Annotated in this window: 9 protein-coding genes; 8 read left to right on the top strand and 1 reads right to left on the bottom strand. The window is 44.9% G+C overall.

Going from position 1 to position 12680, the window contains the following annotated elements; all coding sequences use genetic code 11:
• Positions 1–231 precede the first annotated feature (231 nt).
• The 8 genes from V1224_00680 (at position 232) to spoVT (ending at position 11024) form a co-directional block, all read left to right on the top strand.
• Entirely contained in the window at positions 232–1506 is a 1275-nt protein-coding gene (locus tag V1224_00680) for a glucose-1-phosphate adenylyltransferase (GenBank protein ID WWR16003.1), read from the top strand.
• The gene (gene glgD, locus V1224_00685) at positions 1503–2621 is read left to right on the top strand and encodes a glucose-1-phosphate adenylyltransferase subunit GlgD (protein ID WWR16004.1); all 1119 of its coding nucleotides are present in this window, start codon (positions 1503–1505) and stop codon (positions 2619–2621) included. Before V1224_00680 ends, glgD begins: the two co-directional genes overlap by 4 nt.
• A gap of 24 nt (positions 2622–2645) precedes the next feature.
• On the top strand, positions 2646–2921 hold the full coding sequence (gene spoVG / locus V1224_00690) for a septation regulator SpoVG (protein ID WWR16005.1): 276 nt from the start codon (positions 2646–2648) through the stop codon (positions 2919–2921).
• Positions 2922–3066: 145 nt separating this feature from the next.
• Positions 3067–3642, top strand: a complete 576-nt coding sequence (gene pth / locus V1224_00695) for an aminoacyl-tRNA hydrolase (protein WWR16006.1) — start codon at positions 3067–3069, stop codon at positions 3640–3642.
• Positions 3639–7196, top strand: a complete 3558-nt coding sequence (gene mfd, locus V1224_00700; GenBank protein WWR16007.1) for a transcription-repair coupling factor — start codon at positions 3639–3641, stop codon at positions 7194–7196. Before pth ends, mfd begins: the two co-directional genes overlap by 4 nt.
• A gap of 121 nt (positions 7197–7317) precedes the next feature.
• Positions 7318–9411 (top strand): EAL domain-containing protein, encoded by a 2094-nt coding sequence (locus V1224_00705; GenBank protein ID WWR16008.1) that lies wholly within the window; start codon positions 7318–7320, stop codon positions 9409–9411.
• A 223-nt stretch (positions 9412–9634) separates the two neighbouring features.
• Positions 9635–10297 (top strand): ribulose-phosphate 3-epimerase, encoded by a 663-nt coding sequence (locus tag V1224_00710; GenBank protein WWR16009.1) that lies wholly within the window; start codon positions 9635–9637, stop codon positions 10295–10297.
• A gap of 181 nt (positions 10298–10478) precedes the next feature.
• On the top strand, positions 10479–11024 hold the full coding sequence (gene spoVT, locus V1224_00715) for a stage V sporulation protein T (GenBank protein WWR16010.1): 546 nt from the start codon (positions 10479–10481) through the stop codon (positions 11022–11024).
• Between the two features lie 108 nt (positions 11025–11132).
• Here spoVT and V1224_00720 read toward each other — a convergent pair whose 3' ends face one another.
• A complete protein-coding gene (locus V1224_00720) occupies positions 11133–12584 on the bottom strand; it encodes a nicotinate phosphoribosyltransferase (GenBank protein ID WWR16011.1) in 1452 nt (483 codons plus the stop codon).
• Positions 12585–12680: the final 96 nt, after the last annotated feature.

Here is a 12680-nt window from a genome sequence, read left to right on the forward strand (position 1 = left end):
ACATAAAAATAAATTTGTGGAAATTGATTGCACAGGGAAGAAAAACTGAGGATAAAATGAGAAAAAGTATATAAATATTAAACAGAAACAAGAAAAGATTGTAAGATTTACACATAAATAAGGGCTGAAAATAGAAATAAATTGTAAAAACAATTCACTTTTTCATAAATCTATGTTATATTATTAATAAACCTAAGAAACGAAAACGAAGGAGTTATAAGGAGTGACAACATGTATAGGAAAGAAATGATTGCTATGCTTCTGGCAGGTGGTCAGGGCAGCAGACTGGGCGTACTTACAGCTAAAGTGGCAAAACCGGCAGTGGCATTTGGAGGTAAGTATAGGATTATTGACTTTCCTCTCAGCAACTGTATCAATTCTGGTGTGGATACGGTAGGCGTATTGACCCAGTACCAGCCACTTCGCCTGAACTCTCATATTGGAATCGGTATCCCATGGGATTTGGATCGAAATATTGGAGGCGTTACCATTCTTCCTCCCTATGAAAAAAGCAAAAACAGTGAATGGTATACTGGTACGGCAAATGCGATCTATCAGAACATTGAATATATGGAAAGCTATCATCCGGACTATGTGCTCATTCTCTCTGGGGATCATATCTATAAAATGGATTATGAAGTCATGCTGGATTTCCATAAAGCAAATGGTGCAGAAGTTACGATCGCTGCCATGCCTGTTCCGATTGAAGAGGCAAAACGGTTCGGAATTGTGATCACGGATGAGAACAGAAAAATCCAGGACTTTGAGGAAAAGCCGGAACATCCGAGAAGTAATCTGGCTTCGATGGGTATCTATATTTTTAACTGGAGTACTTTGAAAGAAGCTCTGATTACAATGGCTGAACAGCCGGCACTTGACTTTGGCAAGCATGTGATTCCCTATTGCCATAAAAAAGGTGCGCCACTTTATGCCTATGAATTTAATGGCTATTGGAAGGATGTAGGGACTCTCCATTCTTACTGGGAAGCCAACATGGGTTTGATCGATATTATTCCGGAGTTCAATCTTTATGAGGAGTATTGGAAGATTTACACGAGCAGTGAGATCTTGCCACCTCAGTACATAGCTTCCGACAGTGTAGTCGAAAGGAGTATCATCGGGGAAGGAACAACCATTTTAGGTAAAGTCTATAATTCGGTGGTTGGCTGCGGCGTTATGATCGGGGAAGGAACGGTGGTCAGAGACTCGATCATTATGAATCGCACGGAAATCGGGAATGGCTGCGAACTGAACAAAGCGATCATTGCGGAAGATGTTGTCATTGGCAGTAATGTAAAACTTGGCGTTGGTGAAGAAACTGAGAATGAATCAGATCCTCATATTTACAATCATGGGATTGTGACGATCGGTGAAAAGAGCCTGATACCGGATCATGTTTCGGTTGGAAAGAATTCTGTGATCTTTGGCAAGACCAGTCGGGAAGATTTTCCGGATGATTATCTGGCAAGTGGAAAAACATTGATTAAGGCAGGTGATGAGGCATGAGAGCAATAGGAATTGTGTTGGCGGGTGGCAATAACCACCGAATGAAAGAATTGTCGCAGAAAAGAGCAGTTGCAGCAATGCCTATTGCAGGAAGTTACAGAAGCATTGATTTTGCATTGAGCAATATGTCCCATTCACACATCCAGAAAGTTGCGGTGTTGACTCAATATAATGCAAGGAGCTTAAACGATCATCTCAGCTCTTCCAAATGGTGGGATTTTGGGAGAAAGCAGGGAGGGGTATTTGTATTCACCCCAGTAGTGACAGCAGATCACAGCTCCTGGTATAGAGGGACCGCAGATGCGATGTACCAGAACATGGATTATCTTAAGAGCAGTCATGAACCGTATGTGATTATAGCAAGCGGCGATTGTATTTATAAGATGGATTACAATAAAGTTCTGGAATACCATATCAAAAAGAAAGCCGACATCACGGTTGTCTGCAAGGACATGGAAGAAGGGACGGAGCTGGAGCGTTACGGAACAATTCGTATGAACGAGGAGAGCCGGATCGAGGAATTTGATGAAAAACCGATTGTGGCAAGGTCCAAAACAGTTTCCTGCGGTATTTATATTATCAGAAGACGCCAGTTAATCGAGCTGCTTGAAAAGTGCGCGGAAGAGGACAGATATGATTTCGTCAGAGATATTCTTGTCCGTTATAAAAATATGAAGCGAATCTATGGCTACAAAATAAAGACTTACTGGAAAAATATTGCTTCCGTGGCAGATTACTTTAACGCAAATATGGATTTTTTAAAGCCGGATGTGCGTAACCATTTTTTCAGGGAATATCCTGATGTATATTCAAAAGTTGATGATTTACCACCAGCTAAGTACAATGTTGGTTCCAATGTGAGAAACAGCCTGATTTCGAGCGGTTGTATCATAAACGGAACGATTGAGAATTCGGTTGTATTTAAGAGTGCATTCATCGGAAATAATTGCACGATCAAAAATTCTATTGTATTAAATGACGTTTATATTGGAGATAACACTTATATTGAAAACTGCATCGTAGAGAGCCGTGATACGATTCCGGCCAACTCCTGCTATAAAGGCGAAGATGGAATAAAGATCGTAATCGAAAAAAATATGAGGTACAAGTTCTAGTATCGTGTTAGGGGGTCGAGATGCATGAAGATAACAGACGTACGAGTTCGTAAAATAACGAAAGAAGGTAAAATGAAAGCAGTCGTATCTATTACGATCGACAATGAATTCGTAGTTCATGACATCAAGGTGATTGAAGGTGAGAAAGGGCTTTTCATTGCAATGCCAAGCAAGAAAGCCACGGATGGGGAATATCGGGATATTGCACATCCTATCAATTCAGAGACTAGAGAAGGCATACAAAGGATTATTTTAGAGAGTTACGAGAAAGCGTTGTTGGAACCTGACAGCATGGAATAAGTAGACGGAAAACGCAAGGGAAAGGAGTTGTCAAATGACAGCTCCTTTGTTATGATAAAGAAAATTCCTGTTTCACAGACTACGCGCGGCGAATCCTGCGGACAGGATTCTTTTTTATGTGATAAAGGTGGAAAAGGAGAGCACAATGGTTATCATTGCGGGCCTGGGGAATCCGGGACAGAAATACAAGGACACGAGACATAATACGGGATTTTCGGTCATAGATGTAATAGCAGAAAAACATGGAATTGCTGTTTTGGAAAAGAAACACAAGGCGATGATAGGAAAAGGCTATATAGACGGACAAAAGGTCATACTGGCGAAGCCACAGACTTACATGAACTTGAGCGGAGAAAGTCTGCGGGAGCTTGTAGACTATTATAAAGTAAACGAGACAGAGCAAATGATCGTCATCTATGATGACATCAGTATGGATGTGGGCCAGCTTCGGATCAGAAAGAAGGGAAGCGCCGGCGGACACAATGGGATCAAAAATATTATTTCTCATATGGGGCATGATACATTTCTGCGGATCAAGGTAGGCGTCGGTGAGAAACCGAAGGAATATGATCTGGTAGATTATGTGCTCGGACATTTTTCGGAGGAAGAGAAAAGGAAAATAGCAGCCAGTGCACAGTTGGCTGATGAAGCGGTGCGCCTTATGGTGCGGGGTGATACAGAGGGCGCTATGAACAGATATAATAAAAAACAAGAGGTATGAGCGTGAGGACACTGAAAAAACCCTTTGAGGAAATGGGGGAATTTCCGGAAATACAGAAATTATTACAGAAAGCAGGAAAGACGATCAGCGTCAATGGCTGCGTGGATTCTCAGAAGATCCATATGGCCTATGGACTCGGTGAGGGGTTTCGAAATAAACTGGTTGTCACCTACAGTGACTTGAGAGCCAGAGAAATTTACGAGGATTATACCTTTTATGACAGAAATGCAGTTGTCTATCCGGCGAAAGATCTGATTTTCTATCAGGCCGATGTGCATGGAAACAGGCTGACAATGGAGCGGATGAAAGTGCTGCGCAGGATTTTGGAAGGAGCTCCTGTCACAGTGATCACGACATTTGACAGTCTGATGGCTTATCAGGTGCCGATCGAAACTTTGAAAACAGGGATTGTGCGTATCCAGAAAGGACGGGAGCTGCCTGAAAAAGAGCTGTCAGCATTGCTTGTGGCTGCCGGTTATGAAAAGGTTTATCAGGTGGAGGCACAGGGACAGTTTGCGATCCGAGGCGGAATTATCGATATTTTTGATCTGACAGAGGAAAACCCGTATCGAATTGAACTGTGGGGAGATGAAGTGGATTCTGTGCGCAGTTTCGATATTCGCAGTCAGCGGTCAATAGAAAATCTGGAGAGTGTGTCCGTCTATCCGGCGACAGAGATCGTACTGTCTGATGACAGTATAGAGCGGGGAGTTGCTGCGATTGAGAAGGAAGGGGCAGAAACTGAGGCAAGACTTCGGAGACAGATGCAGACGGAAGAGGCACACCGCATCAAAGGGCAGGTCGCAGAATTAAGAGAACAGATGCTCGAATCTCGTTCGCTGGTAAATCTGGAGAGTTATATTCGGTATTTTTATGAGCAACCCGTTTCATTTCTTGACTTTTTTCAGGAAGACAATACGCTGCTCATTCTGGATGAGCCTGCCAGACTGAAAGAACATGGAGATGCAGTAGAACTGGAATTTCGGGAGAGTATGATGCACCGTGCGCAAAAAGGCTACGTATTGCCGGGGCAGATGGATCTGCTGCTCTCCGTAGAACAGACAACTGCCAGACTGAAAAAATATCATGTGGCAATGCTCTCGTCTATTCATCAGAAAGATACACTGCTTCCCTGCGACAGCAGATTTGCGGTGACGGCGAAGTCAATCGCTTCTTACAATAATAGTTTTGAGATGCTGGTCAGTGACCTGCGGCGTTACAAAAAAAACGGTTACCGGGTACTTTTATTGTCCGGTTCCCGGACACGGGCAAGGCGGCTTGCAAGCGACCTGGCGGATCATGACCTGGCGGCATTTTACAGTGAAGACCCGGAAAGAGAGTTGGCGGAAGGGGAGATCATGACTTGCTTTGGGCATGTGCTCAGAGGGTTTGAGTACCCTCTGTTAAAGTATGTCATTTTATCTGAGAGTGATATTTTCGGGGGAGAGAAAAAGAAAAAAAAGAAAAAGCAGCGTAAGTATGAAGGACAGAAGATTCATGATTTTACAGAACTGAAAGTCGGCGATTACGTTGTTCATGAGAGCCATGGTCTCGGCATCTATCGGGGAATTGAAAAGGTTGAAATAGAAAAAGTCGTCAAAGATTATATGAAAATCGAATATCGGGACGGAGGGAATCTTTATATTTTAGCCACTGGCTTTGATGTCATACAAAAGTATGCCAGCGCAGATGCCAAAAAGCCGAAACTGAACAAGCTGGGCACGCAGGAATGGAGCCGCACGAGAAGTAAAGTAAAAAGTGCGGTGGGGGAAGTCGCCAAAGATCTTGTCGATCTGTATGCAGCCAGACAGCAAAAGAGTGGATTCTGTTTTGACAGGGATACTGTGTGGCAGAGAGAATTTGAGGAATCCTTTCCCTTCGAAGAAACGGAAGACCAGCTCACAGCCATTGAAGCGACGAAGGCGGATATGGAGAGCAACAAGATCATGGACCGTCTTGTCTGCGGCGATGTCGGATACGGCAAGACGGAGATTGCAATCCGGGCGGCGTTTAAGGCGGTGCAAAGCGGGAAGCAGACGGTATTTCTTGTGCCAACGACGATCCTGGCGCAGCAGCATTACAATACGTTTATGCAGAGAATGAAAGATTTTCCTGTGAGGGTCGATCTGATGTCGAGATTTCGCACACCGGCGCAGCAGAAACAGACGATCGAAGACCTGAAAAAGGGGCTTGTAGATATTGTGATCGGAACCCACAGAGTGCTGTCCGCCGATGTTGGATTTAAGGACCTGGGACTGCTCATCATCGATGAGGAGCAGCGCTTTGGCGTGACACATAAAGAAAAAATCAAGACAATGAAGGAAAATGTCGATGTACTGACACTGACAGCAACACCGATACCACGAACGCTTCATATGAGCCTGGCGGGAATCCGGGACATGAGCGTACTGGAGGAGGCTCCGGGGGAGCGGGTGCCGATCCAGACTTATGTGATGGAATATAATGATGAGATGGTGAGGGAAGCCATTGTCAGAGAGCTTTCAAGGGGTGGACAAGTATATTACGTATATAACAGAGTCAATACGATAGCAGATACCGCAGCTGCCATCAGCCGTCTTGTGCCGGAGGCGACGGTGGGATTTGCGCACGGCCAGATGAAGGAACGGGAGCTGGAACGGATCATGTATGATTTCATAGACGGAGAAATCGATGTCCTTGTCTCCACAACGATTATCGAGACCGGGCTTGACATTTCCAATGTGAACACGATGATTATACATGACTCAGATAACATGGGCTTGTCGCAGCTGTATCAGCTTCGGGGAAGAGTAGGCCGCTCTAACAGAACTGCCTATGCGTTTTTGATGTACAAAAAGGATAAATTGCTGAAGGAAGTGGCGGAAAAGAGACTTCAGGCAATCCGGGAGTTTACGGATCTGGGGAGCGGTTTTAAAATTGCCATGCGCGATCTGGAAATACGGGGCGCCGGCAATCTTCTCGGCAGGCGTCAGCATGGGCATATGGAGGCGGTCGGCTATGACTTATATTGCAAAATGCTCAACGAGGCAGTGAAACATTTAAAGGGAGAAGAGGAAAAGGTTGATTTTTCCACGACGGTCGATCTGGATGTGGACGCTTATATTCCGCCCTCCTATATTATGAATGAAGTACAGAAACTGGATATTTATAAAAGAATTGCAAGTATCGAGGATCAGGCGGAATGTGAGGACATGAGGGAGGAACTGGTAGACAGATTCGGGGAAAGTCCGAAATCAGTGGAAAATCTGCTGCGTATTGCGCTGATTCGCAAGCAGGCTCATACTCTGTATCTGTCTGACGTACAGGGAAAAAATGAACTGTTAACGTTTAAATTTATTCAGAACGCACCTGTGAGGATTGAAAACCTGCCTCAAATATTGGAGCATTATCAAGGAAAAATGACGTTTTGCCCCAAAGGAGATCCATATTTGCAGTATCGTTATAAAAAATGTGGTTTGGTAGAGAAGGATGGGGAAATGCTTTTGAAACTGACTGAAGACTTGCTGGAGCAGATGCGAGGCTTTCTGCTGGCAGGGAAGGAAGACGAAAAATAGGACATGACCGGAAAAGGATGGACAAATATTACAAAATCGGTTGAAAGGAAGTCCATATTGTACTAAAATAGATACATAGTAACGAATCATTTAAGAGGGCGGTTGTATTGAAAAGGTGCGTATGGATAAACTAAGGGCAATTTTGGTCGTTTCGTCTGATCCGGAGGACGGCAACGTAGTCAGAGAAATTTGGAAAAAAGAAAAAGAATGTGAAATTTTAGAAGTGTCGAATGGTGCGCAGGCGCAGCAGATATTGGATGAGAGGAAAAACATTGAAGTCATTTATCTCAATATCATACCGACAGAAACTACCGGATTGGATTTCTTGAACCATGTGAAGAGAGATGGGAAGTATGCCCATATACCGGTTGTAGTCGGCACGCAGTCTGGCAATGACGGGGTCACAGAGCAGGCTTTGCAACTCGGCGTGGAAGATTTTGTTTTGAAGCCGTACAACAGAGAGGTTCTGTATCACAGGATCAGCAGTGTCATTGAGCGGAGTCTGTATGATAAGGACCCTCTGACAAAGTTGTATTCGGCAGTTACCTTTAACAATCAGACGAAACACATTCTGCTGCAAAACAGTGATATTCCGTATGTGATATTGTACTTTAACATTAAAGGATTTACACTTGTCAATGACTTTTACGGAAGTGAGAAGGGAGAGGCGATTCTCCTGGAATTCTCCCGCATTTTACAAGAAGGCGTGAAGCAAAAAGGCATCTGCGGAAGAGTGATTGCCGATCAGTTTGTCTGCTGTATTCCCAGTGTCAGAGGCACTGAGGAAATTCATTTTTATGAGTACGTACAGGACAGAACGGAAAAGCTTCGTAAAAAATATCATTTCAGTCTGGAATGTGGGATTTATAAAGTCGATAATACGGATATTCCTGTATCCATCATGTGTGACCGTGCGAGATTTTCGCTGACAGATATTAAAGAAAATCTCGGCCAGAATTATGCCTATTACAGCGCGGCAACTGCCAAACGCTGCCGGGATGAACAGCGTATCATTGCGGATATGGAACAGGCGCTGCATGAAAGGCAGTTTTTTGTCATGCTTCAGCCCATTTATGATGCGGCTACGGAACAGCCGATCAGTGCAGAAGCACTTGTGCGCTGGAAGCATCCGGAGCTGGGGATTATCCGCCCGGACGTTTTTATTCCGCTGTTTGAGAAAAACGGATTTATCCGCCAGCTCGATCTGTATGTGTGGGAAGAAGTGTGCAGTATGCTGGCGAGAATGCAGAAGAAAGTGGAACATGTATGCCCGGTGTCTGTCAATGTGTCCCGGATTGATCTGTATGATCCTGGCGTAGGCAAGGCCATTGAGCAGCTTCTGGATAAATATGAACTGCCGAAGGATAAGCTGCGACTGGAAATCACCGAGAGTGCCTATACGGAAAAACCACAGGAGATCATCACCCTTGTCACAGGGCTCAGGCAGCGGGGCTTTGAGCTTTTAATGGATGACTTTGGCAGCGGCTATTCTTCGCTTAATATGTTGAAAGAGATGCCGATTGATACATTGAAAATTGATATGCAGTTTATGGAGGAGTTATCTTCTTCTCCAAGGGCAGGCAATATTCTGATCAGTATCGTTCGTATGGCCAAGCTACTGAATATCAGTACAGTGGCGGAAGGCGTCGAGACGAGAGAACAGCTTGAGTTTTTAAAGAATGTCGGATGCGACAGAATACAGGGCTATTATTTTGCAAAACCGCTGACCATGGAAGAATACGAAGAGCTGATGCTGAAGGAGCTTCCTCCGGTCAGTGAGACGAATAAATACAAAAAGGGTGTCTTGTTGGTAGATGACGTGAAAATGTTCCGAAGATCTTTACAGGATGCGCTGGGAAATTCTTATCGGTATTTTGAAGCGGCCAACGGGAAAGAAGCTCTGAAAATTCTGTATGAATCCGTGAGTAAGATCAGTATGGTCATCACTGACATTTTCATGCCGGAGATGGACGGTTTTGAGCTGATACAGGAGTTGCAGAGTAATTCCATCTTTTCACATATTCCGATCATTGTTGTCACGTCGAGTGAAGAACGGAAAAATGAAATCAGAGCATTGGAGTATGGCGCCGTAGATGTGGTCACGAAGCCGTATGATCCTGTCATCGTAAGCCAGCGTGTCAAAAATGTGATGAAACTGTCAGAGACAGAATGGCTGCAGATGGAGATCAGACTGATGAACGGAAGTAAGATATAAGGATTGTGGTCAACCAAAATCTTTTTTAAAACACGCTCCCCCCTTCTGTCAGATAAAACATCTGATGAAAGGGGGATTCTTTCGTGTGTATATCCTGGACTGCGGAAATTTGTCTTAACAGATGTGACAACTTTGTGTATAATAGAACAATACCAGCGGTGGACAAAGGGACACTGAGGGCAGATAAACAGGATTGAGGAAAGATAAGAGGAGATAGTGACATATGCAGTTTGATCTGATGGCATCCATGATGAGTGCCGATATTGGAAATCTGGAAAAAGAAGTAAAGGCGTTAGAGGAAGGCGGAATCGATTCCTTTCATATTGATATTATGGACGGACGCTATGTTCCTAATTTTGCCATGTCGCTCAATGACATGACCTATATAGCCAAAGCGGCAAAAAGCCCGATTGATGTTCACCTGATGATCGAGCATCCGAATAATCATATTGGTCTGTTTTTGAGAAATCTGAGACCGGGCGACACGGTCTATATCCACCCGGAAGCGGAATATCATCCTTCGACAACGCTTCAATATATCATCAACGCTGGCATGATACCGGGCATAGCGGTCAATCCGGGCACGAGCGTGGAGACGGTAATGGAAATGCTGCGCATTGTGAAAAAGGTGTTGGTGATGTCCGTCAATCCGGGAAACGCCGGACAGATGTATCTGCCCTATGTGGGTAAGAAGATCACGAGACTGCTTTCCATAAAGGAAGACATGGATTTTGAAATTTACTGGGATGGCGCATGCAGCGCGGAGATGATAAAAAAATACGCACCAAAAGGCGTCAAAGGTTTTGTGCTTGGCACGACACTGCTCTTTGGGAAAGATAAGCCTTATGGAGAGACATTGGAGGCAATCCGGGAGCTGCGGTTCTGAAAATGCTTTTTACAGCCATTGTTTTAAGGAAACGATCTGATAGAGGGATCTTTTTCAAAATCTCCTGGTCTTTTCGAGGAACTTTTCCAAAAACACGACAGGTATAAAAAACCTCCATTTACAAATAATAGTATCACGAAATCATGTGAAAGAAAGAGACAGACAATGGAGGAAAAGGAATATGAAAGCAACGGGAATTGTTCGTAGAATAGATGATCTGGGCCGCATTGTAATACCGAAAGAAATCAGAAGGACGCTTCGCATCAGGGAGAGCGATCCCCTGGAAATATTTACCGACAGAGAAGGAGAGATCATTCTCAAAAAGTATTCCCCGATCGGTGAAATGAATACATTCGCAAAACAATACGCGGAAAGCCTGGCACAGGTATCAGGACATACGGCGATCATTGCCGACAGAGATCAGTTCATTGCAGCCTCGGGCGGATATAAAAATGCAATCGGAAAATCAATCAGCAAGGAGCTGGAAGAAAAGCTGGACAAGCGGGAATCGGTATTGTCTTCAAGAGGTGAGCGCAGCTTTGTGCAGATTTTTGATGAAAACGACGGAGAATATGTGCATGAGGCGATCGGCGTTATTATCTGCGAGGGCGATGTGATTGGGGCGGTAATCCTGATCGATGATGACAACAAGAGCAAAATGGGTGAAGTGGAGAAGAAACTGATTCTGTCTGCGGCGGCGTTTCTCGGCAGACAGATGCAGGCGTAGAAAAACAAAAATTGACATACTTAAATCCGGCCGGAGAATCCAGCCGGATTTTTGTTGTGATCTGTCGCAGACAAAAGATTCCACGGACATCTCTCTGTTTCTTCCCTGTTACTGGCTCATTTTAGCCAGCAGTTCGATCTTCATATCATACAGATTCCGGGAGAGATCCACGTATACTTTATGCGGATTGACAAGCCGTCTTGTCTCATCCCAGAGCGTATTCAGTTCCTGCTGACAATACTCACGGATTTTCATTGTCTTAGGGGTATCGTAGACGCAGGTTCCTTTGAGGAATACAGGGGTCATAATCTCGCGCAGTGTATAAGTCCCGGGCGCCAGCTTTGTCTTTTTCCATGGTTCATGAGGGTCAAAGAGGAGCAGAGAATCTTCTTCGGAATAAGTCTCGTCCACAAGGCAGATGAGATCAGCCTTGATCTTGCCGCTGTCTTTCTCATAGACACGGTAAACGGTCTTATTGCCGGGATTGGTTACTTTTTCCGTATTTTCAGACAATTTTATCTTAGGAATAAAGGTGCCATCCTCCTTCATCACTGCCGCCAGCTTGTACACACCGCCGAAAGAAGGGCAGTCTTTGGAAGTGATAAGATTGGTGCCGACTCCCCAGGAAGTGATGGCGGCTCCCTGTACTTTCAGGCTGTCAATAAGAAATTCATCCAGATCGTTGGAGGCGGAGATTACAGCGTCAGGGAAACCTGCTTCGTCGAGCATTTTTCTCGCTTTTTTAGAGAGATAAGCAAGATCTCCGCTGTCGAGACGAATTCCATAATAGGAGAGGGTGATACCGCGATCGCGCATTTCCTGAAAAACACGGATCGCGTTGGGCACCCCGGATTTTAATGTGTCGTACGTATCGACGAGGAGGATGCAGGCGGAAGGGTACATCTCCGCATACGTTTTGAACGCGGTATATTCATCGGGAAAACTCATGATCCAGCTATGGGCATGCGTGCCTTTGACCGGAATATCAAACAACTGTCCGGCGAGGACATTGCTTGTCCCGGTACAGCCGCCGATAACAGCCGCTCTTGCGCCATAGATACCGGCGTCGGGACCCTGTGCCCGCCGGAGTCCGAACTCCATAATACCGTCGCCTCTGGCCGCATAGCAGACACGGGACGCTTTAGTGGCGATCAGACATTGATGGTTCAATATGGTAAGGATTGCTGTTTCTACAAGCTGAGCCTCCATAATGGGCGCGATGACTTTGATCAGTGGTTCCCTGGGAAAGATAACAGTGCCTTCCGCGATGGCATACACATCACCGCTGAAGTGAAAGGTTTCCAGATATTCCAGAAAGTCTCTGTCGAATATGCCGAGACTGGAGAGATAATCAATATCCTGTTTGGAAAAATGCAGGTTCTTGATGTAGTTTATGACCTGTTCCAGGCCTGCGCAGACAGCGTATCCGCTGTCCAACGGGTTGGTACGGTAAAATACGTCAAAAATCACGGTCTCATTTTGATCTTTGTGCCGAAAATATCCCTGCATCATCGTCAATTCATAGAGATCGGTCATCAGGGTCAGGTTTTGTCTGTCCATTATATGCCTCCTCAATCTTGGTCCGTTGTCTAAGTGCCAAACTTTGGATAAATTATAGAAGAAGATGGAAGAGAAGTCAATAATTCAGGCAGAGTC

The sequence above is a fragment of the Lachnospiraceae bacterium JLR.KK008 genome (assembly GCA_037015955.1).
Lineage (GTDB): Bacteria > Bacillota > Clostridia > Lachnospirales > Lachnospiraceae > VSOB01.

Coding starts and splice junctions, on each gene's coding strand:
- glgD (WWR16004.1), top strand. CDS start 1,503: ATGAGAGCAATAGGAATTGTGTTGGCGGGTGGCAATAACCACCGAATG.
- spoVT (WWR16010.1), top strand. CDS start 10,479: ATGAAAGCAACGGGAATTGTTCGTAGAATAGATGATCTGGGCCGCATT.
- spoVG (WWR16005.1), top strand. CDS start 2,646: ATGAAGATAACAGACGTACGAGTTCGTAAAATAACGAAAGAAGGTAAA.
- V1224_00680 (WWR16003.1), top strand. CDS start 232: ATGTATAGGAAAGAAATGATTGCTATGCTTCTGGCAGGTGGTCAGGGC.
- V1224_00705 (WWR16008.1), top strand. CDS start 7,318: ATGGATAAACTAAGGGCAATTTTGGTCGTTTCGTCTGATCCGGAGGAC.
- pth (WWR16006.1), top strand. CDS start 3,067: ATGGTTATCATTGCGGGCCTGGGGAATCCGGGACAGAAATACAAGGAC.
- V1224_00710 (WWR16009.1), top strand. CDS start 9,635: ATGCAGTTTGATCTGATGGCATCCATGATGAGTGCCGATATTGGAAAT.
- V1224_00720 (WWR16011.1), bottom strand. CDS start 12,584: ATGGACAGACAAAACCTGACCCTGATGACCGATCTCTATGAATTGACG.
- mfd (WWR16007.1), top strand. CDS start 3,639: ATGAGCGTGAGGACACTGAAAAAACCCTTTGAGGAAATGGGGGAATTT.